This is a genomic window from Glaesserella sp. (assembly GCF_041814905.1).
Taxonomy (GTDB): Bacteria; Pseudomonadota; Gammaproteobacteria; order Enterobacterales; family Pasteurellaceae; genus Glaesserella.
The window spans coordinates 1-23149 of sequence record NZ_JBGXYA010000045.1 but is presented as its reverse complement, the minus strand read 5'-3'; the positions used below and the strand labels follow the sequence as shown (position 1 = coordinate 23149).

At 41.9% G+C, this 23149-nt stretch carries 20 protein-coding genes and 2 tRNA genes; 7 read left to right on the top strand and 15 right to left on the bottom strand.

Translation table 11 applies throughout. The annotated features are described in order from the left end of the window. Positions 1 to 308 precede the first annotated feature (308 nt). On the bottom strand, positions 309 to 1418 hold the full coding sequence (gene mltA / locus ACEYJ7_RS06720; RefSeq protein ID WP_373778306.1) for a murein transglycosylase A: 1110 nt from the start codon (positions 1416 to 1418) through the stop codon (positions 309 to 311). Positions 1419 to 1630: 212 nt separating this feature from the next. On the opposite strand from mltA, the gene ACEYJ7_RS06715 reads away from it, so the two are divergent. Both ACEYJ7_RS06715 and ACEYJ7_RS06710 read left to right on the top strand, forming a co-directional pair. Continuing rightward, a tRNA-Met gene (locus ACEYJ7_RS06715) sits at positions 1631 to 1707 on the top strand. An 86-nt stretch (positions 1708 to 1793) separates the two neighbouring features. Then, on the top strand, positions 1794 to 2066 hold the full coding sequence (locus ACEYJ7_RS06710) for a GNAT family N-acetyltransferase (protein WP_373778305.1): 273 nt from the start codon (positions 1794 to 1796) through the stop codon (positions 2064 to 2066). Between the two features lie 60 nt (positions 2067 to 2126). Here ACEYJ7_RS06710 and ispF read toward each other — a convergent pair whose 3' ends face one another. Genes ispF through ftsB form a run of 3 tightly spaced genes read right to left on the bottom strand, consistent with a single transcriptional unit; the run spans position 2127 to position 3571 of the window. Then, on the bottom strand, positions 2127 to 2603 hold the full coding sequence (gene ispF / locus ACEYJ7_RS06705) for a 2-C-methyl-D-erythritol 2,4-cyclodiphosphate synthase (protein ID WP_373778304.1): 477 nt from the start codon (positions 2601 to 2603) through the stop codon (positions 2127 to 2129). Then, positions 2600 to 3283: a 2-C-methyl-D-erythritol 4-phosphate cytidylyltransferase gene (ispD, locus tag ACEYJ7_RS06700; RefSeq protein WP_373778303.1), complete on the bottom strand. Its 684-nt coding sequence runs from the start codon at positions 3281 to 3283 to the stop codon at positions 2600 to 2602. Before ispD ends, ispF begins: the two co-directional genes overlap by 4 nt. 12 nt (positions 3284 to 3295) lie before the next feature. Beyond that, the gene (gene ftsB / locus ACEYJ7_RS06695) at positions 3296 to 3571 is read right to left on the bottom strand and encodes a cell division protein FtsB (protein WP_373778302.1); all 276 of its coding nucleotides are present in this window, start codon (positions 3569 to 3571) and stop codon (positions 3296 to 3298) included. A gap of 175 nt (positions 3572 to 3746) precedes the next feature. Between ftsB and pckA the strand changes: the two genes are divergently transcribed. Then, the gene (gene pckA, locus ACEYJ7_RS06690) at positions 3747 to 5357 is read left to right on the top strand and encodes a phosphoenolpyruvate carboxykinase (ATP) (protein WP_373778301.1); all 1611 of its coding nucleotides are present in this window, start codon (positions 3747 to 3749) and stop codon (positions 5355 to 5357) included. Between the two features lie 159 nt (positions 5358 to 5516). On the opposite strand, the gene ACEYJ7_RS06685 is transcribed toward pckA, so the two are convergent. The 7 genes from ACEYJ7_RS06685 to ACEYJ7_RS06655 form a co-directional block, all read right to left on the bottom strand. After that, positions 5517 to 6632 carry a porin gene (locus ACEYJ7_RS06685; protein WP_373778300.1) on the bottom strand — a complete coding sequence of 372 codons (1116 nt, stop codon included), beginning with the start codon at positions 6630 to 6632 and terminating at the stop codon, positions 5517 to 5519. Between the two features lie 218 nt (positions 6633 to 6850). After that, complete coding sequence (gene sucD, locus ACEYJ7_RS06680; protein WP_373778299.1) at positions 6851 to 7723, bottom strand: succinate--CoA ligase subunit alpha; 873 nt, start codon at positions 7721 to 7723, stop codon at positions 6851 to 6853. A gap of 9 nt (positions 7724 to 7732) precedes the next feature. Next, on the bottom strand, positions 7733 to 8902 hold the full coding sequence (sucC, locus tag ACEYJ7_RS06675) for an ADP-forming succinate--CoA ligase subunit beta (protein WP_373778298.1): 1170 nt from the start codon (positions 8900 to 8902) through the stop codon (positions 7733 to 7735). A gap of 141 nt (positions 8903 to 9043) precedes the next feature. Next, positions 9044 to 9316: a hypothetical protein gene (locus ACEYJ7_RS06670; protein ID WP_373778297.1), complete on the bottom strand. Its 273-nt coding sequence runs from the start codon at positions 9314 to 9316 to the stop codon at positions 9044 to 9046. Positions 9317 to 9404: 88 nt separating this feature from the next. Continuing rightward, on the bottom strand, positions 9405 to 10634 hold the full coding sequence (odhB, locus tag ACEYJ7_RS06665; protein ID WP_373778296.1) for a 2-oxoglutarate dehydrogenase complex dihydrolipoyllysine-residue succinyltransferase: 1230 nt from the start codon (positions 10632 to 10634) through the stop codon (positions 9405 to 9407). A 17-nt stretch (positions 10635 to 10651) separates the two neighbouring features. Continuing rightward, the gene (gene sucA / locus ACEYJ7_RS06660) at positions 10652 to 13459 is read right to left on the bottom strand and encodes a 2-oxoglutarate dehydrogenase E1 component (RefSeq protein ID WP_373778295.1); all 2808 of its coding nucleotides are present in this window, start codon (positions 13457 to 13459) and stop codon (positions 10652 to 10654) included. Positions 13460 to 13714: 255 nt separating this feature from the next. Continuing rightward, positions 13715 to 14347 (bottom strand): LysE/ArgO family amino acid transporter, encoded by a 633-nt coding sequence (locus ACEYJ7_RS06655; RefSeq protein WP_373778294.1) that lies wholly within the window; start codon positions 14345 to 14347, stop codon positions 13715 to 13717. Between the two features lie 99 nt (positions 14348 to 14446). On the opposite strand from ACEYJ7_RS06655, the gene udk reads away from it, so the two are divergent. Next, entirely contained in the window at positions 14447 to 15100 is a 654-nt protein-coding gene (gene udk / locus ACEYJ7_RS06650; RefSeq protein ID WP_373778293.1) for a uridine kinase, read from the top strand. 13 nt (positions 15101 to 15113) lie between these two features. After that, positions 15114 to 15698: a dCTP deaminase gene (gene dcd / locus ACEYJ7_RS06645; protein WP_373778292.1), complete on the top strand. Its 585-nt coding sequence runs from the start codon at positions 15114 to 15116 to the stop codon at positions 15696 to 15698. Positions 15699 to 15768: 70 nt separating this feature from the next. On the opposite strand, the gene ACEYJ7_RS06640 is transcribed toward dcd, so the two are convergent. The 3 genes from ACEYJ7_RS06640 to cmoA all read right to left on the bottom strand — a co-directional run bounded on the left by ACEYJ7_RS06640 (position 15769) and on the right by cmoA (position 18591). Further along, a complete protein-coding gene (locus ACEYJ7_RS06640) occupies positions 15769 to 17499 on the bottom strand; it encodes a DUF3413 domain-containing protein (protein ID WP_373778291.1) in 1731 nt (576 codons plus the stop codon). 1 nt (position 17500) lies between these two features. Then, positions 17501 to 17725: a DUF1414 domain-containing protein gene (locus ACEYJ7_RS06635; protein WP_373778290.1), complete on the bottom strand. Its 225-nt coding sequence runs from the start codon at positions 17723 to 17725 to the stop codon at positions 17501 to 17503. A 137-nt stretch (positions 17726 to 17862) separates the two neighbouring features. Beyond that, positions 17863 to 18591 (bottom strand): carboxy-S-adenosyl-L-methionine synthase CmoA, encoded by a 729-nt coding sequence (gene cmoA, locus ACEYJ7_RS06630; RefSeq protein ID WP_373778289.1) that lies wholly within the window; start codon positions 18589 to 18591, stop codon positions 17863 to 17865. 200 nt (positions 18592 to 18791) lie between these two features. Between cmoA and polA the strand changes: the two genes are divergently transcribed. Beyond that, entirely contained in the window at positions 18792 to 21653 is a 2862-nt protein-coding gene (polA, locus tag ACEYJ7_RS06625) for a DNA polymerase I (protein ID WP_373778288.1), read from the top strand. Positions 21654 to 21987: 334 nt separating this feature from the next. Beyond that, the gene (locus tag ACEYJ7_RS06620; RefSeq protein ID WP_373778287.1) at positions 21988 to 22944 is read left to right on the top strand and encodes a Gfo/Idh/MocA family protein; all 957 of its coding nucleotides are present in this window, start codon (positions 21988 to 21990) and stop codon (positions 22942 to 22944) included. A 108-nt stretch (positions 22945 to 23052) separates the two neighbouring features. Here ACEYJ7_RS06620 and ACEYJ7_RS06615 read toward each other — a convergent pair. After that, positions 23053 to 23129 (bottom strand) — tRNA-Val (locus tag ACEYJ7_RS06615). Between the last annotated feature and the right edge of the window lie 20 nt (positions 23130 to 23149).

The window sequence follows — 23149 nt, the reverse complement described above, 5'->3', positions numbered from 1 at the left end:
TAAGTAGCCGGTGCTACCATTTTCCAATGGAATATGTATGGGTAAGTCGTATTCCTCCTCTCAATATCGATGCTCTGATATATACTAATTAAACAGATGAGTCCAATATAGATAGCACAGAAATAAAGAGTGATCGGAATCTTTTTCTTTATGCTGTTGGTATCAGATGACTTGAGGGAAGTATAGGTTATCTCTGAAGATAATCTATGAAATAGTCATAACTTTGCTATAAAATGACAGTGGTTTACATAAAAAATAGCCGTTTCGATTGAAACGGCTATTGATTAAAAAAATGTTATAGGTGGGAATTAATTGAGTACCCAAACGCGTCCGTAATGTTTCATATGACCGGCATTGTGTCCTGCTTGGTGACCAATACCTTGGTATAGATCAAAATGTTGACCTTTTACCGCTCCGCCGACATCTAACGCAACCATTAAGCGTAATTCATGTCTACCGGTCCAGTTTCCGTTTTGGTCGTTAATCGGCATTTCGACCAATAATACGCTACCTGTCGGCACAATGTTTTTATCGGAAGCAACGGAGGCAAGAGCAACGAGCGGAACCCCGGCAGAACCTTTCACATCCAATGTATGATCCGGTTTGAAATAGACAAAAGAACGATTGCGTTCCAATAATGATTGTAAGCGTGCCGGATTGCGTGCCGCCCATTCGCGAATTGCTTGAATCGACATTTTTTCTTTCGGGATTTCGCCGTCTTCAACTAATAAACGTCCGATACTGGTATAGCTGTAACCGTTTTTATCGCCGTAAGCAAAATGACGCAAGTTACCACCGCCGATATCAACAAAGCCACTACCTTGGACTTCCATTAAAAAGTTTTCCAGCATTGAATTAGTATAAGCTAGTTCTAAGCCTTGTCCGGCAAGCGCTCCTCGATAGATTTCAGCCCGACTGAATTTTTTATTGCCACGCGGAATTGCATAAAGTGGGTGCTGAAAGGGACCTTGGCGATTCATTCGTGCTTGAATCACCGGAATATAGTAGCCGGTCATTAACACGTTTTGATAGCCGTCTTGGCCGCGCATTTGGCGTAGGTTAATGCCGTATCTCGCTAAATCCTGGACATTACCGCCTGAAGATAACCAAGAGGACACTTTTCCGTACGTGCCGGCATAACGTCCGGTCAGATTATTAGAGTAGCTTCTTACATTAGCAATTTGTTGTAAGAAATCGCGAGGGTTAACGATTTGACCTTTTGCCGCAACTTCAGAAATACCGACTAACGGCATTGATTGCGGAATAAATTGCCTCCCTTTGAATACCGCACCTAATTTTGCGGTTTCGGGGTTATAGCCCGCAGTGGGTTTTGATGTTTTAGATGTACTTCCGCAACCTGCAACGATGAGCGCAATTCCGGTGACAAGTGCGAATTTTTTATATGCTTTCCACGACATAAAGCAGAATCCTAATTAAATAGTGTGAGTGAATAAATAAGTGCGTAGATTAACAAAATTCATTTAAAAACGATACATAAAATTTCTGTTGAAAAATAAAACGATATTGGATTTTTTAATCGAGATTTGGTTTAAATAAAGGCAAGTAAACCATGTTGAATCAATTTATTCTTGCATCTGTTCGGATTAACGGTATTATTCACCACCTCAGACGCGGGGTGGAGCAGCTTGGTAGCTCGTCGGGCTCATAACCCGAAGGTCGTCGGTTCAAATCCGGCCCCCGCAACCATTTTTCACTTCTCTTTTGGTTTTCCCTTTCAATTTCATTTAAAAGCCCATACTATAATTCCACCTTTATTTTAACGGGAGAATGTTATGGCTATTATTCATCATACTGCTCAACATCGTTTTGTTTACATTGACGAAGATGGTACTCAAGCCGGGGAGTTGGATTATCGTTATTTAAGTGAACGGAAGATTGATGCTTACCATACCGGCGTTGATCCGGCATTTAGAGGGAAAGGCATTGCGGGAAAGCTCTACGATGCATTAATTGAATTTACACAGCAACAGAATTTAAAGATTAAACCGAGTTGTAGCTATATTGAAATTCGTATGGAGCGTAGTCATCCTGAATTGATTGCCTAGATTTGCAAATTATTGGACGAAAATACCCGCTTGTTAATGCAACAAGCGGGTAATTTTATACTAAGCTTTGACCAATAATGCGACCGCTTCACACGCAATTCCTTCACCACGTCCGGTAAAACCGAGTTTTTCTGTGGTGGTTGCTTTGACGTTGACTTGAGTAATCTCACAGCCAAGATCTTCTGCAATCGCTTGGCGCATTTGGTCGATATAAGGGCGCATTTTCGGAGCCTGAGCAATAATGGTGATATCCACATTACCCACAATATAACCTGTTGTTTGCACTTGACGGTAAGCTTCGATCAACAGTCCGCGGCTGTTTGCTCCCTTATATGCCATATCGGTATCCGGAAACAGTTTGCCGATATCACCGAGTGCCGCAGCGCCCAGTAGCGCGTCTGTCAGCGCGTGCAACGCCACATCACCGTCGGAATGAGCGATAAAACCTTTTTCATAAGGAATGGTTACGCCGCCAATAATTAACGGTCCTTGTTCACTGAAAGCGTGTACATCAAAACCGTGCCCGATTCTTATCATTCGTTATCTCCTTGCGTTAAATAAAATTCAGCTAATGCTAAATCTTCAGGTTGTGTGACTTTTAAATTATCGTTACGCCCTGTAACTAATTGCGGATGAAATCCGGCAAGCTCCATGGCAGAAGCTTCGTCTGTGACAATTAACTGTTTTTCAAATGCGTTTTGTAATGCTGATTTCAATAATGTCACCGGAAAGAATTGAGGCGTTAATGCATGCCATAAGCTTGAACGATCTTCTGTATGTGAAATAGTCGTACCATTAGCCCGTTTCATAGTATCGACCACGGGTGTGGCTAAGATTGCCCCGTTAGGGTCGTCGATTTGCAAAATTTTATCCAAATCGGACCGCTTGATACAAGGTCTGGCTGCGTCATGTACCAAAACCCAAGCTTGATCATCATCAATTTGTTGCAACGCATTGAACACCGAATCGGCTCGAGTTTTTCCACCGAAGACCAGCTCAATTTTCTCTGACTGCAGAATGGTAAGTTCCGAATAGTAACGATCCTCCTTTGAAACCGCTACGATAATTTTATTGATAGCAGGATGGTTCAAAAAAGGTTGCAGGGTATATTCCAAAATAGTTTTGCCGTGAATTTTAAGGTATTGTTTTGGTAGCGGAGCGTTCATTCGACTGCCGATGCCGGATGCCGGAATAACCGCGATAATATTACGCGTCATGGGCGGGCATCCTTAGTTTTTCGGTACGATACGATAAAAGACCTCATCTTCTTTCACCATTTCTTGTTCAAGGCGGGCGCGCTCTTCCAGTGCATTAACTCCGCTTTTAAGGTCATCGATTTCAGCTTTGATAAGCGCATTACGCGCTTCCAGTTTGATATTTTCTTGTTTTAAGTGGGCGACGTTTTTTTCAGCATCCTGATAATCGCTCCAACCGTTTTGTCCAAACCAAAACAGATACTGGAAATATCCTAAAATGATGGTTAAACAGACAATCAGTAATCGCATTGGGGTTCTCTCGTTAAAAATGATGTTGCCATTTTACCCTGAAATCGGCAAATCAACATTGAAAATTGTAAATATTTTTACAGATATCCAAAAATTTGAAGTAGGTAACATTTTTTTTTAGACGGGAATTTTATAATAACCCTAGTTTTTATATTTTAGTTAGATGAGGTAATTTATGTTAAATCGTATCGAACAAGAACTCGCTCTTTTAGGCATCACTAATGTGAAAGAGATTGTTTATAACCCAAGTTATGAACAGCTTTTTGAAGAAGAAATGAAACCAGGGTTACAAGGCTTTGAAAAAGGCACTTTAACAACGTCAGGCGCAGTTGCGGTAGATACTGGTATTTTTACCGGTCGTTCACCGAAAGATAAATATCTTGTATTAGATGAAAAAACCAAAGATACCGTTTGGTGGACATCTGATGCGGTTAAAAACGATAATAAACCAATGAACCAATCTACTTGGCAAAGTTTAAAAGAGCTTGTTACCAATCAACTTTCCAATAAACGTCTATTCGTGATTGATGCCTTCTGTGGTGCAAACGAAGACAGTCGCGTTGCGGTACGTATTGTAACCGAAGTTGCGTGGCAAGCACACTTTGTAAAAAACATGTTTATTCGCCCGTCAGAAGCTGAATTAGCAACCTTTAAACCGGATTTTGTGGTAATGAACGGCTCTAAAGTGACGAATCCGAATTGGAAAGAACAGGGTTTGAATTCGGAAAACTTTGTTGCATTCAACCTAACCGAAGGGATTCAATTGATCGGTGGTACTTGGTACGGCGGTGAGATGAAAAAAGGCTTATTCTCATTGATGAACTATTGGTTACCATTAAAAGGCATTGCTTCTATGCACTGTTCTGCCAACGTAGGCAAAGATGGTGATGTTGCTGTATTCTTCGGTTTGTCAGGCACAGGTAAAACGACGCTTTCAACCGATCCGAAACGTCAATTAATCGGTGACGATGAACATGGTTGGGATGATGACGGTGTATTCAACTATGAAGGTGGTTGCTATGCGAAAACCATCAAACTTTCACCTGAAAACGAACCGGATATTTACGGAGCAATTAAACGTGATGCGTTATTGGAAAACGTAGTGGTTCGTGCAGACGGCTCGGTGGATTATGATGACGGTTCAAAAACTGAAAATACTCGTGTTTCTTATCCGATTTATCATATCAAAAACATCGTTGAGCCGGTATCAAAAGCAGGTCATGCGAAGAAAGTGATTTTCTTAACGGCGGATGCATTCGGTGTATTACCTCCGGTATCTAAATTAACGCCGGAACAAACCAAATATTACTTCTTATCCGGCTTCACGGCGAAGTTGGCAGGTACAGAGCGCGGTATTACCGAACCGACTCCGACATTCTCAGCCTGCTTCGGTGCTGCATTCTTATCATTACACCCGACTAAATATGCGGAAGTATTGGTAAAACGTATGGAAGCTGCCGGTGCGGAAGCATATTTGGTTAATACAGGCTGGAACGGTACGGGTAAACGTATTTCAATCAAAGATACTCGCGGTATTATTGATGCAATCTTAGATGGTTCAATCGAAAATGCCGAAATGAGTAAATTACCAATTTTTGATTTGTCGATTCCTAAAGCATTACCGGGTGTTGATCCTGCAATCTTAGATCCGCGTGATACTTATGCGGATAAAGCACAATGGCAAGCTAAAGCGGAAGATTTGGCAAGCCGTTTCGTGAAAAACTTTGAGAAATATGCAACCAATGATGAAGGTAAAGCATTAGTGGCGGCTGGTCCGAAACTATAAAGTTTGAGTTTCCTTAAATCTTAAATAGAAAGGCGGTGCTTAGAAATAAGCACCGTTTTTGTTTTTTATTCATCAATACAAGCGGTGAGTTTTAAGGATTATTTTGCAAAAATAAAAAACCGAGGGGGCCCCTCGGTTTTTGAAATCGTCAATTTCAGCTTACCAGTATACGCGCATACCAACACCGATTGCTTTATCGGTAATTTTAGCTGTATAGTCATCGTTTGAATCGTAACCTTTTGTGCGAACATATTTCGCTTCCACAAATGTTACAACTTGTTTGTGCACTTTATAATCCACACCGACTAAACCGCCGTGAGATTTTTCTTTTGCAGCACCGGTATCATTTTCAACTTTAGCAAAGCTTGAACCTTCTACTAAATCATCACTATTGATATTGCCAGTGAATTTATTGTGTTCGTATAAGTAGTTACCGTAAACACGAATGTTTGGAGTCACTTGATATTGTACGCCCGGAGATACGAAGTAACCGCGTGCTTTAGCGCCACCTAATTTTTCATTGCCGTAGCCTAAGTCAGCGACTAATGTTAATGCACCGATACGGTAACCAACACCTAATTCTACACCGTCAGCATAGTGTTTTGAATTTGTGTGAGTTGCATAATTATTACGGGTATAAGCAGATTCAATCATGAATCTTTGTTCCGGAGCTACATCAGTCGCATATACGAAACCTGCACCATAACCGTTTTTAATTTCGTTTGTTAACACTTCTCCGCTTGCATCACGTTTTTCTGCAAAGTTATAGTTCACACCTAATTGTAAACCTTCAATCGCTTTGTAGTCATAACGTACAACGGCAGTACCGTCTGTTTGGGTATAACCCGGGATAATACCGTATTCATAGTCATCTGTTAAACCAATGTCATCGGCAATAGTTAATTGACGACCAAAAGTCACTTCACCATATTGTTTATGCCCTAGTCCGACGTAAGCACGTTTTGCATAGAGATCACCGAAATCTGAAGTATCTTGGCTATCATCGCTATCAAAACGGAACTCTAAACGTCCTAATGCGTATAAACCGCTGTCTAATTCATGGTTTACACGAACACCAAAACGAGAATCTGCGTTACGCAAATTGGAGTGAGTACGGTTACCTACTCCGTTGGTCTCTTTTTTCGCATTTTCTAAAATTAAACGCAAAGAGCCGTCAAAACCGACTGTAGTACCTTCATTTTCATACACAGTTAACGCCTGAGCTGAGGTTGTTGCCAACGCAGCTGTTGCTAATGCAATAAGTGTTTTTTTCATAACATGTTCCTTTTTTAAAGACTAAGGATTTAAATACAAACTCCGAGAGGAATTAACTCTATTTATATACAAATAAAGCGCTACCATAATAGCAAAACAAATGCCGAGGAACATAAATTAGTGCAAATTTTGTAGAAGAAGCTCAAATAATACGTAAAAAATGCTCCATTTGGAGAAAAATGGAGCATTTTCAATATGTAAGATTGTAAATGAAGTGATTATTTATTTAAAACTGCACGTAATGCAGAGCCTATATCAGCTAAACTTCTGACTGTTTTTACCCCTGCTGCTTCAAGTGCTGTAAATTTTTCGTCTGCGGTACCTTTACCACCACTAATGATTGCACCAGCATGTCCCATCCGTTTACCTTTCGGCGCTGTGACACCGGCAATGTAGCTAACGACTGGTTTTTTGACATATTGTTTAATAAAGGCTGCAGCTTCTTCTTCCGCAGAACCGCCGATTTCGCCAATCATAACAATCGCTTCAGTTTCCGGATCATCTTGGAACAATTTTAATATGTCGATAAAGTTTGAGCCCGGGATAGGATCACCACCGATACCGACACAAGTCGACTGACCAAAGCCTTCATCCGTAGTCTGTTTTACCGCTTCGTAAGTTAATGTCCCTGAACGAGAAACAATGCCGATCTTACCTTTTTTGTGGATATTGCCCGGCATAATACCGATTTTACATTCATCAGGCGTAATCACGCCCGGGCAGTTCGGTCCAATCATTCGTACGCCTGTTTGGTTCAGACGTTGTTTCACTTGTAGCATATCTAAAGTTGGAATGCCTTCGGTGATACAGATCACAAGTTGAATACCGGCATCAATTGCTTCTAAAATCGCATCTTTACAACCCGGTGCCGGTACATAGATAACTGTTGCCGTAGCCCCCGTAGCTTCTACGGCTTCACGCACTGTGTTAAAAACAGGCAAACCTAAGTGAATAGTGCCCCCTTTACCCGGCGAAACTCCGCCAACTAATTTTGTACCGTAATCTAATGCTTGTTGTGAGTGGAAAGTGCCTTGTCCGCCCGTGAAACCTTGGCAAATAACTTTAGTATCCTTATTGATTAAAATAGACATTCTTTCCTCCTAAGCGTTGTCTTTTGCTGCTTTGACAACTTGTTGTGCGGCATCGGTTAACGTTTTTGCGGCAATTAAGTTTAATCCGCTGTTAGCTAAGATCTCACGACCAAGTTCTGCGTTATTACCTTCTAAACGAACAACGACAGGGACATTTACTCCGACTTCATTTACGGCTGCAATAATCCCTTCAGCAATTAAGTCACAGCGTACGATACCACCGAAAATGTTCACTAATACTGCTTTTACCGCTTTGTCGGATAAGATAATTTTGAATGCCTCTGCAACACGTTCTTTCGTTGCTCCGCCGCCAACATCAAGGAAATTTGCCGGGAAGCCACCGTGCAGTTTAACAATATCCATTGTTCCCATTGCCAGTCCGGCACCGTTTACCATACAACCGATATCACCGTCTAATGCAACATAGTTAAGCTGGTGCGATTCCGCTAATGCTTCGCGCGGGTCATCTTGGCTTGGATCTTGCATTGCAAGCAGTTCGGGTTGACGATAAAGAGCATTACTGTCCACCACTAATTTTGCATCTAAACAAAGAATATTGCCCTCTTTAGTTACAACCAGTGGGTTGATTTCCAATAAGGAAAGATCCTTTTCAACGAATAATTTAGCTAGTTGAGTAAAGATAAAAGAGAATTGTTTGATTTGATCGCCTTCTAAATTCAGTTTGAAAGCTAATTCACGAGCCTGATACGGCATACCGCCGGTTAGCGGATCAATTGTTGCTTTATGAATTAATTCAGGCGTTTCGTGGGCAACGTCTTCAATATTCATACCACCTGCTTGAGATGCCATAAATACGATTTTTTGTGATGAACGATCGACCACTGCCCCTAAATAGAGTTCACGAGCGATATTTGCCGTCTCTTCGACATAGAGTGTATTAACCGGTTGACCATTTGCGTCAGTTTGGAAGGTCACCAAGCGTTTGCCGAGCCATTTGTCTGCAAATTCACGCACTTCCGCTTCGTTACGCACTAATTTCACACCGCCTGCTTTACCGCGTCCTCCCGCGTGTACTTGGCATTTAATTGCCCAAGCGCCACCATTTAATTTATTAATCGCTTCAACGGCTTCATCTGCTGTTTTGCAGGCAATGCCTTGGCTTACAGGGAGTTTATATTTGGCAAAAATTTGTTTGCCTTGATACTCGTGTAGATTCATTTTATTTCCTCAAGAAGTCTCTGTATTTAACAGAAGGGTCAATTTACAGGCTAAAAAATAATACGGATAAGATCGACTACATTTTTACTATTGCAATACGTTATTACTATTTCTGTGACTTATTCTTTGATTAATGTATTTTTATTCCTCTTTTTGGGAACCAAATGCATAATAAATTAACCGAATGACACTGATCAACAAGACAATACCGACAGCAGACAAATGCATGATCGCAATGATGATACTGCCTCGGTCAAAGTGTGTCGGCTGATGTAAAAAGTACGTCCAAAAATAAAATATGCCTAAGCCTATTACCGGTGCAATAAACCATCTTCTGGTTTTTTTCAAATAGAAAATGGTAAATAACATGATACCGAAACTCAGCATTGGGAGAAAAATATCTAGAACATTCATAATTAACTCCTTAAATTTGCAAATTTCAGCAAAAAAACGACCGCTTGTATTAGGCTACTCCTCCCTTTTTAACGGGAGGAGCGGTGCATTAGATTTCCAATAGCAATCTTGTCGGATCTTCTAACAAATCTTTGATAGCTACTAAAAATCCCACTGACTCTCGTCCGTCGATTAAACGATGATCGTAGGAAAGAGCAAGATACATCATCGGGTGGATAACCACTTGACCATCAACGGCTACAGGGCGATCTTTAATGGCATGCATGCCTAAAATCGCACTTTGCGGTGGGTTGATAATTGGCGTTGACATCAACGAGCCGAACACCCCGCCGTTAGTGATAGTGAAGTTTCCGCCTGTTAAATCTTCAACCGTCAATTTGCCGTCACGACCTTTTTCCGCTAGGGCTTTGATCGCTTTTTCGATATCTGCCATGCTTAATTTATCGCAATCGCGTAATACCGGCGTGACTAAGCCGCGAGGGGTGGAAACGGCAATGCTCACATCAAAATAGTTATGGTAAACCACATTGTCGCCGTCAATCGATGCATTGACTTCCGGATAACGTTTTAGCGCTTCAACCACTGCTTTAATATAGAACGACATAAAGCCTAAACGTACACCGTGTTGTTTTTCGAATTTATCGCCGTATTGTTTGCGTAAATCCATGATAGGTTTCATATCCACTTCGTTGAATGTCGTTAACATTGCCGTGGTATTTTTAGCTTCTAACAAGCGCTCTGCAATACGTTTGCGTAAGCGAGTCATCGGCACGCGTTTTTCGCTACGGGAAGAGTAGGCTACGGTACTGATTGTATTTTCTACATTGGCGGCTGCTTTTTTCACTTCTTTGGCTTTTTGTTTAGCGATTGCCACTTCTACGTCTTCACGGGTTAAACGTCCGCCAACACCGGAACCTTTAATTTCACTCGCATTTAAGCCGTGTTCAGCAAGTAAACGACGAACTCCCGGGCTTAGTACATCAGCCGCACTGTTATCCGGTTCGAGCGAAGCGGTTTGGCGATCAGCCGGTGTCGCTTCGTTTGCCGGAGTAATCGTTGCTTTGCTGAAATCACCAGCTTGAGCAGTAGACAGTACCCCTAAAATTTGTTTACTGACGACGGTCGCTCCCTCTTCTTGTAAAACTTCAGCAATAACACCATCACTGGTTGCTGGCACTTCAAGAACCACTTTATCTGTTTCAATCTCAACGATGACCTCATCACGTTTAACCGTATCACCCGCTTTTTTATGCCAAGTTGCAACAGTCGCGTCGGCAACGGATTCAGGAAGATCTGGAACAAGAATTTCAATAGTCATAATTTTTTCCTTTACTTTTAAATTGTTAACGCATCTGCAACTAATTGTTTTTGCTGTTTAGTATGTAGCGACATATAGCCTACAGCCGGTGATGCTGAAGCCGGGCGTCCGGCATATTTGAGTTTTGCCCCTTCCGGTAAATCGGCTTCGAAATTATGTTTACTTGAATACCACGCTCCTTGGTTGAGAGGCTCTTCCTGACACCATACAAAATCTGTTACGTGAGCGTATGGCGCCATCGCTTTTTTCACATCTTCGTGTGGATACGGATAAAGTTGCTCAATACGAATAATTGCTACATCCGTTTGGTTGTCGGCTCGGCGTTGTTCGAGTAAGTCGTAGTAAACTTTACCTGAACACATCACAACACGTTTGACTTTTGCCGGATCCAAATTATCGATTTCGCCGATAACATTTTGGAATTCACCGTTGATTAACTCATCTAAAGTTGAAACAGCAAGCGGATGACGTAATAACGATTTTGGCGAAATACCGACTAATGGGCGGCGCATTTTGCGTAACGCTTGGCGACGTAACATGTGATAAACTTGTGCCGGTGTGGAAGGCACACATACTTGCATATTTTGTTCGGCACAAAGTTGTAAATAACGTTCTAAACGAGCGGAAGAGTGTTCCGGACCTTGCCCTTCATAACCATGCGGTAATAGCATCACAAGACCGCACATCCGACCCCATTTTTGTTCTCCTGAGCTGATAAACTGATCTATAACGATTTGTGCACCGTTGGCAAAATCGCCGAATTGCGCTTCCCAAATCGTTAATGTTTTCGGATCAGTCGTCGCAAAACCATATTCAAAAGCTAATACGGCTTCTTCGGAAAGTACGGAATCCCAAACTTCAAAACGACCTTGATTGGCATGTAATTGCGTTAATGGAACGTAACCCGTACCATCGTTTTGATTATGAATTACAGCATGGCGGTGGAAGAAGGTTCCACGACCAGCATCTTCACCGGATAAACGGACATGCGTACCTTCATCAAGTAAGGTCGCATACGCCATTGTTTCTGCCATCCCCCAGTCGAGTAATTTATTACCTTGATACATTTCTTTACGGTCGGCATAAATTTTTTCAACACGTGGGTGAGGGCGAATGCTTTCCGGATATTCGCATACGCGTTTTGCAATCGTGAGAAAGCGTTCTTCCGGGAATTTATTTTCATACGGATCCGTCCACTCATAATTGAGATATTGCAGCCAATCCATTGTTGCAGTATCCATTTCGCGCCATTCCGGTACGACACGATCTCCGTTATCTAACGCATCACGGTATAGATTCAACATTTCGATTTCATCATCAGCACTTATTACCCCTTCGGCAATTAGACGATCTGCATAAACTTTACGCGGTGTTGGGTGTTTACGGATAATGCTGTACATCATCGGTTGAGTCGCTAAAGGCTCATCCGCTTCATTATGACCGTGACGACGATAAGAAATTAAATCGATGAAAATATCGCGTTTGAATAAGCAGCGGTATTCCACTGCCATACGGGCAGCAAAAGCAACTGCTTCAGGATCATCTCCGTTTACATGGATAATCGGTGCCTGAATCATCTTGGCAATATCGGTACAATATTCAGTTGAGCGGGTATCATTTGGGTTTGATGTGGTAAAACCGATTTGGTTATTAATGACGATACGAATTGTACCGCCAACTTTATAACCACGAGCATTAGACATATTCAATGTCTCTTGTACAACCCCTTGACCGGCTACGGCAGAATCACCATGAACCGTAATAGCTAAGACTTTATTGTGTTCCTTATCATGAATACGGGTTTGTCTGGCACGTACGGAACCGATAACGACCGGACTAACGATTTCTAAGTGAGACGGGTTGAACGCAAGGGCTAAGTGAACTTGCTTATCATCTACGGCAAAATTAGAAGAGAAGCCCTGGTGGTATTTTACGTCACCGGTACGGCGTTCATCGGCATGTTTACCGGCAAATTCATCAAACAGTTCCGCCGGTTTTTTACCGAGTACATTAACCAGTAAGTTTAAACGACCACGGTGAGCCATTCCCATGACCACATCGCTCATGCCTTGACGACCGGCGTGGCGGATAATTTCTTTCATCATCGGGATGAAAGCATCCGACCCTTCTAATGAGAAACGTTTTGCCCCCGGGAATTTTGCCCCAAGATAACGTTCTAAACCGTCTGCAGCGGTAAGTTCTTGGAGGAGGTTAATTTTTTCTTCTTTACTGAAAAGCGGCTTGTTTAGCAGCGATTCCATTTTGTCTTGTAGCCAGTTTTTTTGCTCCATATCTTGAATATGCATAAATTCAAGACCGATACTACCGCAATAAGTCTCTTTTAAATTGTTAGCCAGTTCGCCTAATTTAATCGTTTCTTTGTTGTAAACATAACGACCGATATTGAAGGTTTCTTCAAGATCTTTCTCGGTTAATCCGTGGTGGCGATAATCTAATTCGGGAACATTGGACGTTTTCCAACGATAGTAATTAAGAGGGTCGAGTTTGGCTTCAAGGTGTCCGCGGAAACGGTAAGCGTTGATGAATTGAAGAATTTTAACCAGTTTTGCGCTGGCTTCCGGATCAATAACGGTAATGGCTTCTGCCCGGTTTTCTCTCGCTAAACGGCGAAAATAATCGCGAACGGTGGAGTGAGGTTGTTCAACCTCGGTAGTTTTTGGTAATTGTTCAAAGACAGCTTGCCAACTTTCATCGACACTTTCAGGATCTTCAAGATACTGCTCGTAGATTTCTTCAACATAAGATTGATTTGCGCCACCGAGAGCGGTTGAGGCAATCCATTCATCAAAATTATTATGTTGCATAAAGACCTAACCTTATTCATGAGTTTACAAATGATCAAAATTTTACCGTTATCGATCTCGATAATCGGCATAAAACGTTATTGAGTGTTGCGTTGCATTCAGGCGATACCCTAAACGAAATTATGCCTGAAATTTAAAATGAAATCTGTGATATAGGTCTTATTTTTACAAATAATTAACAAATATATAAACTTTTTATTGCCTTTTGGCGTAGGCAAAAATCGTTGTTAATGAACGTAATCTGATTCGTTCTTTTTAAAATATGTCGGAGGCGATGTTGACGACATAAGCCAACAAACTGATCGCAATTCCATACATAATTAAGCCAGTAATCGTATCTAAAATCTGCCAGGTTCTGCGTTTTTTAAAGTAGGGCGAAAGAAAACCGGCACCGTAACCGACACTGAAAAACCAAAGGAAAGAGCAGATTAGGGCTCCGGCTAAAAATTGCATTTTTTGTTCAAATGTAAGTGTGCCACCAATACCACCGATGATCACCACCGTATCAATATAAACGTGTGGGTTAAGTAAAGTAATTGCGAGGGTAATCAAAATGGTTTTCTTTAAACTGCCTTTGGGGGCAGTTTGTTGAGAAAGCAGTTGGCTGGTTCCGCGATAAGCACTCATAAAAGAACGGCTACCATAGGTAAATAGAAACACGGCACCAACTAATGCAAGCAAAAGGCTGGCGAGAGGAGATTGACTAATCAGTGAGCCTAATCCTAGCACGCCGATAGTCATTAGCACGACATCACAAAAAAAGCAGAGAAAAGCGACCCAAAACACGTGGTGTTTTAAAATACCTTGCTTTAATAAAAACGCATTTTGAGCACCGATAGAAACAATTAGCCCAAAACAGACAACTAAACCGTGTAAAAAACTATCCATACATCATCCTTTATTTATAAAGGGCGCAATTATACTCAAAAACTCATTAAAGTTGCGCTATAATTCTCAATAAAGTTAGCCCAATTAAAGGAATTTGTTATGCCTCAATCGACTGAAAATGCATCTTGTATTGTTATTGCTATTGCCGGAGCATCGGCATCAGGAAAAAGCTTGATCGCTTCTACCATCTATAAAGAACTGAAATCCGAATTAGGGCAAGACGATATCGGAATTATTTCGGAAGACTCGTATTATCGAGATCAAACACACCTTGCGATGGAAGAACGCATAAAAACCAATTACGATCATCCGAACTCTATGGATCACACACTGTTACTTTCTCACCTCAAAGACTTGAAGCAAGGTCATGCGGTAGACATTCCTGAATATGATTATGCAGAACATAACCGTAAAAAGAGTGTGACTCACTTTTCTCCAAAACGCATTATTATTTTAGAAGGTATTTTATTATTAACCGATGAACGCATTCGTAACGAAATTAATGTATCCATTTTCGTCGATGCGCCGTTGGATATCTGCTTTATCCGTCGTTTACAACGTGATATGGAAGAACGCGGCAGAACTTTAGAATCAGTCGTAGAGCAGTACCGAACAACCGTTCGTCCGATGTTTTTACAGTTCGTCGAACCGTCCAAACAGTATGCGGATATTATTATCCCCAAAGGCGGGAAAAATCGTATTGCCATCAATATTTTAAAAGCCCAAATCAAACAACTGTTGAATAAAAAATAATTGGAGGGAAATTATGCGCCTATGTGATAGCGATATTGAGCGTTATTTGGATGACGGTATCATCAGTCTTACGCCACGTCCGGCCAATGATAAAATTAACGGTGCGACTATTGATGTGCGTTTAGGCAATTCGTTTCGTGTATTTCGTGAGCATTCAACACCTTATATTGATTTAAGTGGTCCGCGGGAAGAAGTTACCGCACAGCTTGAACGGGTAATGAGCGATGAAATTATTATTGCAGATGACAGTGCATTTTTTTTACACCCCGGGGAGTTAGCCTTAGCCACGACTTTGGAATCGGTTAAATTGCCCGCCAATATTGTGGGTTGGCTGGACGGACGTTCTTCTTTGGCACGTTTGGGATTAATGGTTCACGTTACTGCACATCGTATTGATCCGGGTTGGGAAGGCAAAATTGTTTTGGAATTTTTTAATGCCGGAAAATTACCTTTAGCCTTACGTCCGAATATGGCAATCGGCGCATTAAGCTTTGAAGTGTTGAGCGGAGAAGCAAAACGTCCATACAACGCCCGTAAAGATGCAAAATATAAAAATCAGCAAAGTGCGGTGTTCAGTAGAATTAATCAGGATGAATAAATTTGCAAAATAATCAAAGAAACAGACCGCTTGTATAAGCGGTCCTGTTGTTTTCAGGCTTTAATGACCTTTATTTCTCTACAAATTGATTGCTTTGTTGAATCAACTGTAAAAACAGCGCTAAAGGCGGGCGGTTATTACTCTGTTTTTCTCCTTGAATATTGTAGTAATCAAAATCCCCTTTGCGGTCGATATGAAACTGTTCACCATCGGACATAATCGCAACATTCCATTTGTAATTGGATGCCAACAACCATTTACGATCATTCTCTTTAGTAAGATCAATGCCTTGTGAATAGTCGGAGATCGGCGAGGTTACGCCGAAAAATTGCGTTAATAACGTCGGTGCAATATCCATATGGCTGGAAATTTGGTTATAAACCCCTTTATCACCTTGCCAATACATTAACAACGGCACTTGAATTCTTTTTGAACTGAAACTATTCGCTTGTTCCGTTTTATCGGCAATATCAGCGGTGATAATAATCAACGTACTTTTCGTTAGCCCTTGTTGCTCTAATTGTTGCCAAATATTGCCAAGTTGAGTGTCAAGTTGTGCGAGTTGCTCCGCCGAATCGGATCGCGCAAGTAAGTCAATGTAACCGAAAAACGGCTTATTCGATGCACGGTTAATCAACCAGTCCTGCCATTGATGAATTGCCTCATCATTGTTAGTGGCTTTCGGGTATTTCAAGTCAGCAAATAATGCTCGATAGTAAATCGGTTCATCAAAACCGTTGTGGGAGAACAACCCGAATTGGTATTCAAATTTCTGTAACGTGGCAATCAAAGCTGACGGCTCTCTTTCATTTAAAATCGCATCAACATAACGTCCGCTTAATCCGTAGAATAAGCTTGCAATTCCCGCACCGCTTGAGTCGCCTCCGGTATAGTGGCGGATAAAACGGCGTGAATTGGTGCTGATTTGAGCTAAATTCGGCATGTTGTCTTGTCGGATAACATCGTTACTCAAACCCGAGACATTAATAAAAATTATATTGGCTTTATAGGGTGTAGACGTATATTGCAATGGTTTTTTCGGGTAATTCAGATAGAACGTGTCCAAACGTCCGCTTTCTTCAATTTTTTGTTCTAATTGCGATCGGTCAACCAAACCGTGTTTTTCCAAGAAACTCCGTGCAGTCATCGGGTAAGCAAGCGGATAATTGGCTTTTTGTGCGGTGATCGGGCGATATAACGACATATCCGCCCAAGCATAGAGTAAGTGGGTTGCGGTGAAACAGATTAAAAAAAACAGCGCAACATATTTTCCCCATTTTTGGCGATTAAAACTGCGCAGTTTATTCCAGCACCAGCGGGAATAGAGCATTTCCAGCATCAAAATAATCGGCATCGGCACAAATAACAGCTGCCATTGGCGCGACAGTTCGCCTTCGTCCGGATTCACTAACAGATCCCATACTAACGGCGATAAATGCAGATAAAAGCGTTTAAATACCTCTGTATCAACCAACAACACCGTCATACCGAACGTCGCGAAAATGACCGAAATGCCTCGGAAAGTGCGATGGTTTTTTACCACAAAACTGAGTGGAAACAGAATCAGTAGATAGAGCGCAAAGACGACGAAACTGAAATGTCCGAACAGGCTGATGAAAAAATAGAGTTTACCGAACAGCGTATTCGGCCAGTCGGCATTAAAGGCATAGCGGGAAGAAATCAGTAACGCCACCACAATATTAAACAAGGCAAACCAGTGACCCCACGAAATTCGTTGGGAGGTTTCCTCTCGATATTGGCGAGAATTTTCAGGTAACAGGTGACGAACTTTTTCTAACATACTATTTTGCTGATTTTAACGAATTCTTTAACGCAGAACCGAATGCCTCGGCAAGTACCTCGCGCTGTTGAGCGCTCTGTATATTGGTCACCAAAATATTGGTTACCGTATTCCCGAGAGCCATTAAGGATAAATCGACCGGAGCTTTGTGTTTTTCTAAGGTAATAATGAGATCGTTTAATAACGCATCGAGTTGCTTGTCTTGATATTTTGATTTTGTTGCCATAATTGAAATCTTACATAAAAAAGTGGAGGAATAGTAGCATAAAAGCCCGTAACAAGCGGTGGGTTTTGCACAAAAATTTGCAAATTATTGAATGAAACGGACCGCTTGTTATCCGGTTGCAAACCGCAAACGCACATCTACTGCTTAATCGCTACCATCGAACCGAAATTAAAACATTGGAACCAAAGCTCAACCTGTGAGAATCCCGCTTGCTGTAAACGCGCTTTATGGGTATCGATAGAATCGGTTCGCATCACATTCTCAAGAGCGGTACGTTTTTGACTGACCTCTAATTCACTATAACCGTTGGCGCGTTTAAACGTGTGATGAAGGTTGATCAGCAATTCATTCATCTTCGTATCGGTAAACGTGAATTTTTCAGATAACACTAACACACCGTTCGGGTTTAAACCTCGATAAATTTTAGTCAATAAGGCAAGACGGTCCGCGGGCGGTAAAAATTGCAGGGTGAAATTCAACACGACCATCGAGGCGTTTTGAATCTCGGTATGGCGAATATCGTCGCAAATAATCTCAATGGGGATTTCAGAATGGTAAGCATCCAAGTGACGACGACAACGTTTAACCATCGGCTCGGCGTTGTCCACACCGATAATCCGAACGCCTTTCGCCGTGACATTACGGCGAATCGATAATATACCGGCGCCGCGCGAACAGCCCAAATCGTAGACATTGGAATTATCTGTAACAAAACGGGCAGCAAGCATACCGATTGCGGTAATAATATTGGAATAGCCCGGTACCGAACGTTGGATCATATCGGGGAAAACTTCTGCCACCGACTCATCAAAAGTAAAATCGCCCAATTTTTCAATCGGAGCGGAAAAAAGCATATCTTTCGCCATAATTATTCTAATTCGTTTCAAAAACCGCTATTGTACCTGTAATTTAAATCGTTGGGCTAACTGAGATGAAAAAAATCGCAATCTGCGCGATGTTAGATTGCTGATAGCGCCAAGCAAATTACAGTAATGCCCAAAACCTTTTCAGTAATTTGAGCGATTTCGCTATAATGAGCCATTTTTGACACACAAAGAGATCTCAAATGGCAACTATCGCGCAAAATCCTCTCGTTCTGGTAGACGGTTCTTCTTACCTCTATCGTGCTTTCCATGCGTTTCCTCCGTTAACCAATAAACAGGGGGAGCCGACCGGTGCAATGTATGGCGTACTGAATATGTTGAAAAGTTTAATCAATCAGGTGGAACCCAGCCATATTGCCGTCGTGTTTGATGCGAAAGGTAAAACCTTCCGAGACGAGCTGTTTGAACAATATAAATCCCACCGACCGCCGATGCCTGATGAACTGCGTTCACAAATTCAACCGCTGCACGCCATGATTAAAGCGCTTGGTATTCCGCTGTTGTCGGTTGAGGGTGTGGAAGCGGACGATGTGATCGGTACGCTTGCCATACAGGCTTCAAAGGCTGGGAAAGATGTCTTGATCAGCACCGGCGATAAAGATATGGCGCAGTTGGTAAATGAACATATTATGTTGATCAACACCATGAATAACACCGTCCTTGATCGCGAAGGCGTGATTGAAAAATACGGTATTCCGCCGGAGCTCATCATCGATTATTTGGCCTTATTGGGCGATGCTTCCGATAATATTCCCGGTGTAAAAGGGGTAGGCGAAAAGACGGCGATTGCTTTGTTACAAGGTATCGGTTCGATAAAAGAGATCTATGCGAATTTGGATAAAGTTGCGGCGCTCTCTTTTCGCGGGGCAAAAAACTTTGCGCCGAAACTGGAAGCGGAAAAAGAGACGGCGGATCTCTCCTATTTGTTAGCTACGATTAAAACCGATGTGGAACTAGAGATCACCCACGATCAGTTATTAACCCAACCGCAACAGCGCGAGCAATTGGTCGAACTATTCGGACGCTATGAATTTAAACGTTGGTTGAGCGAAGTCATGGGGAATAATAATCCGGTGACTCTAACCACACAGGAGAAGCTTCCGAATAATTATCAAGCAACCCAACAAGCGGTCAGTTTCGAGCAGAATTTTGCAAATTCGGTGAAGATTGAGATTGAGCGTTCGGCTTATCAGTGTGTGAATTCAGCGAAACTATTCAGCCAATGGTTGGAAAAATTACAATCAGCGGAGTTTGTCGCATTAGATACCGAAACGGATAATCTGGATGCCATGCAGGCAAATTTAGTCGGAATTTCTTTTGCGTTAGCCAATGGTGAAGCATGCTATATCCCGTTGGCGCATAAAGGTACAACACCGCCGCAGCAGGACGACCTGTTTGAAGAGTCTGACAATGGAAATCACATTGAACAAATGCTCCCGAATCAGTTGGATAAAGCCAAGGTATTGGCGGATTTAACCCCGATTCTGACTAATCCGAAAATCAAAAAGATCGGGCAGAATATTAAATACGATTTGACCGTTTTCGCGCATAACGGCATTGATGTACAAGGCGTCGCGTTTGATACAATGCTTGAATCTTACACCTTAAACAGTACCGGTCGTCACAATATGGATGATCTCGCCGACCGCTATTTAGGCTATCAAACGATTCCGTTTGAAGAGATTGCCGGCAAGGGTAAAAATCAGATAACTTTCGATCTAATCCCGTTAGATAAAGCAACGGAATATGCTGCAGAAGATGCGGATATTACGATGAAATTGCATCAAGTGTTGTCGGCGGAATTGGCGAAATCCCCTGAATTATTGAAACTGTTCGAACGGATTGAAATGCCGTTGGCGAGTGTACTTTCTCGCGTTGAGCGTAACGGCGTATTGATTGATCCGCAACGGCTGATGGCGCATTCGGCAGAAATCGAACGGCGCTTGGCAGAACTCGAAAAAGACGTTCACGCTGAGGCGGGTGAGGTGTTTAATCTGGCTTCAACCAAACAGTTACAAGAGATTCTGTTTAACAAACTCGGTTTGCCGATTTTAAAGAAAACCCCGAAAGGTGCGCCTTCGACCAATGAAGAAGTTTTGGAAGAATTGGCTCAAATGGGACATAAAGTACCTGTGTTGTTGATGGAACATCGAGGCTTGAGCAAACTGAAATCGACCTATACCGACAAATTACCGCAGATGATCAACCTGCAAACGGGCAGAGTACATACTTCCTACCATCAGGCGGTAACGGCAACGGGACGACTCTCTTCGAGCGATCCGAACCTGCAAAATATCCCGATTCGTAACGAGGAAGGCAGACGCATTCGCCAAGCCTTTATCGCACGCGAAGGTTATGTTATTTTAGCTGCGGACTATTCTCAAATTGAATTACGCATTATGGCGCACCTTGCCAATGACGCCAATATGATTAAGGCTTTCGCCGAAGGGAAAGATATTCACCGTTCCACCGCTTCGGAGATTTTCGGCGTGCCGTTGGAAGACGTTACAAGTGAACAACGTCGTAGCGCGAAAGCGATTAACTTCGGGTTGATTTACGGAATGTCTTCTTTCGGTTTATCCAATCAGCTCGGTATTTCCCGCAACGATGCGCAAAGATATATGGATCTCTATTTCCAACGTTATCCGGCGGTGCAACAATTCATGTTGGATATTCGTGAAAAAGCGGCAGAAAAAGGCTATGTTGAAACGCTGTTTGGTCGCCGTTTATATCTGCCGGATATTCAATCAAGCAACCAAATCCGCCGCAAAGCCGCCGAGCGTGTCGCAATCAATGCGCCGATGCAAGGTACCGCAGCAGATATTATTAAGGTTGCTATGATTGGGATTGATAATGCAATCCGCCATTGTAATGATATTCGGATGATTATGCAGGTTCACGATGAATTGGTGTTTGAAGTGAAAGCCGATCGCGTTGAACATTATACTCCGCTGATTAAAGCCGAAATGGAAAAAGCGATTGAGCTGAATGTTCCGTTAATCGCAGAAGTGGGGATCGGTAACAACTGGGACGAAGCGCATTAACGTGTTGACAAGCGGTCGGTTTCAGCCAATTTTTTGCAAATTTTTGGCTGAAAACGACCGCTTGTTTTTGAAAAAATAGGAGATTTATCGTATTCGGATTACGATGAATTAAAGGCTCAACTGTAAAGAAATATGGAATATTCACTGATTAATCTGCGTTGGATTGGACAAATCCACAGATTGAGAAAATGACCAATGAATGGTAAATTAACACTTCCGATCCTATTGATTTATATCATGGAACTTGCGTTTCACGGTTATACACAACTCACCGATAGAAATAAAATGTCGTCAATTTAATGAATAAAGTCAAGGTTTAATCAAGGAATCTGATATGAAAAATTTTGCTCTTATTGGAGCAGGAGGGTATATCGCGCCCCGCCATTTGAAAGCGATCAAAGAAACTGGTAACAATTTAACCGTTGCAATGGATGTAAATGATTCGGTCGGTATTATGGACAGCCATTTCCCTGAAGCCGAATTTTTTACTGAATTTGAAGAATTTGAAGCTTTTGTTGAAGATCAAAAATTGCAAGGAAAGAAACTGGATTATATTTCAATCTGTTCGCCGAACTACCTACATTTACCTCACATGAAATATGCATTAAAAAACGGTATTGATGTCATTTGCGAAAAACCATTAGTGTTAAACGCTAAAGATTTAGATACTCTTGCAAAATATGAGAAAAAGTACGGCACAAAGGTGAATTCTATTTTACAGCTAAGATTACATCCCTCCATTATTACATTAAAAGAAAAAGTCGATGCCGCCCCGAAAAATAAAGTCTTTGATGTAGATTTGGCTTATTTAACATCTCGAGGAAAATGGTATTTAAAATCCTGGAAAGGCGTAAACCGTAAATCAGGCGGCATTGCGACAAATATCGGGATTCATTTTTACGATATGCTTCATTTCATCTTTGGTAAAGTGGTTAAAAATGAAGTTTACTATCGTGACGAGAAAACGACCTCAGGCTATTTAGAGTATGAGCGGGCAAGAGTTAGATGGTTTTTATCCATTGATGCAACACATTTACCTGAAAATGCCGTGCAAGGGGAAAAACTCACTTACCGCAGTATTACGATTGAAGGCGAGGAACTGGAGTTTTCTAACGGCTTTACTGATTTACATACACCGAATTATCAATTAGTGTTGGAAGGAAATGGTTTTGGGATTGAAGAAAATCGTGCTGCGATTGAAACGGTGGAGATGATTCGTACCGCATCGATTATTGAAAATCCAGTGAACCCGCATCCGCTGTTAGTAAAGTTAAAAAGCCGACAAAAGTAGCTTAAGGAATCGTGAAGCAACAAAGAGCGATGAATAAGAGAAAAAGCCCTTGAAACTTTGTGTGTCAAGGGCTTTGCGATAAGTTACGTTAAGTAACGATAGGAATAATGGTGCGACTAGCTGGACTCGAACCAGTGACCCCCACCATGTCAAGGTGGTGCTCTAACCAACTGAGCTATAGTCGCGTAAAAACGGAGCGAATTCT

Excerpts from the sequence above, each read along its gene's own strand:
- odhB (WP_373778296.1), bottom strand. The coding sequence starts at position 10,634 with ATGACTATTGAAATTCTTGTTCCAGATCTTCCTGAATCCGTTGCCGAC.
- ftsB (WP_373778302.1), bottom strand. The coding sequence starts at position 3,571 with ATGCGATTACTGATTGTCTGTTTAACCATCATTTTAGGATATTTCCAG.
- sucD (WP_373778299.1), bottom strand. The coding sequence starts at position 7,723 with ATGTCTATTTTAATCAATAAGGATACTAAAGTTATTTGCCAAGGTTTC.
- dcd (WP_373778292.1), top strand. The coding sequence starts at position 15,114 with ATGCGCCTATGTGATAGCGATATTGAGCGTTATTTGGATGACGGTATC.
- pckA (WP_373778301.1), top strand. The coding sequence starts at position 3,747 with ATGTTAAATCGTATCGAACAAGAACTCGCTCTTTTAGGCATCACTAAT.
- udk (WP_373778293.1), top strand. The coding sequence starts at position 14,447 with ATGCCTCAATCGACTGAAAATGCATCTTGTATTGTTATTGCTATTGCC.
- mltA (WP_373778306.1), bottom strand. The coding sequence starts at position 1,418 with ATGTCGTGGAAAGCATATAAAAAATTCGCACTTGTCACCGGAATTGCG.
- ispF (WP_373778304.1), bottom strand. The coding sequence starts at position 2,603 with ATGATAAGAATCGGGCACGGTTTTGATGTACACGCTTTCAGTGAACAA.
- sucC (WP_373778298.1), bottom strand. The coding sequence starts at position 8,902 with ATGAATCTACACGAGTATCAAGGCAAACAAATTTTTGCCAAATATAAA.
- ACEYJ7_RS06685 (WP_373778300.1), bottom strand. The coding sequence starts at position 6,632 with ATGAAAAAAACACTTATTGCATTAGCAACAGCTGCGTTGGCAACAACC.
- cmoA (WP_373778289.1), bottom strand. The coding sequence starts at position 18,591 with ATGGCGAAAGATATGCTTTTTTCCGCTCCGATTGAAAAATTGGGCGAT.
- ACEYJ7_RS06620 (WP_373778287.1), top strand. The coding sequence starts at position 21,988 with ATGAAAAATTTTGCTCTTATTGGAGCAGGAGGGTATATCGCGCCCCGC.
- sucA (WP_373778295.1), bottom strand. The coding sequence starts at position 13,459 with ATGCAACATAATAATTTTGATGAATGGATTGCCTCAACCGCTCTCGGT.
- ACEYJ7_RS06655 (WP_373778294.1), bottom strand. The coding sequence starts at position 14,347 with ATGGATAGTTTTTTACACGGTTTAGTTGTCTGTTTTGGGCTAATTGTT.
- ACEYJ7_RS06640 (WP_373778291.1), bottom strand. The coding sequence starts at position 17,499 with ATGTTAGAAAAAGTTCGTCACCTGTTACCTGAAAATTCTCGCCAATAT.
- ACEYJ7_RS06710 (WP_373778305.1), top strand. The coding sequence starts at position 1,794 with ATGGCTATTATTCATCATACTGCTCAACATCGTTTTGTTTACATTGAC.
- ACEYJ7_RS06635 (WP_373778290.1), bottom strand. The coding sequence starts at position 17,725 with ATGGCAACAAAATCAAAATATCAAGACAAGCAACTCGATGCGTTATTA.
- ACEYJ7_RS06670 (WP_373778297.1), bottom strand. The coding sequence starts at position 9,316 with ATGAATGTTCTAGATATTTTTCTCCCAATGCTGAGTTTCGGTATCATG.
- polA (WP_373778288.1), top strand. The coding sequence starts at position 18,792 with ATGGCAACTATCGCGCAAAATCCTCTCGTTCTGGTAGACGGTTCTTCT.
- ispD (WP_373778303.1), bottom strand. The coding sequence starts at position 3,283 with ATGACGCGTAATATTATCGCGGTTATTCCGGCATCCGGCATCGGCAGT.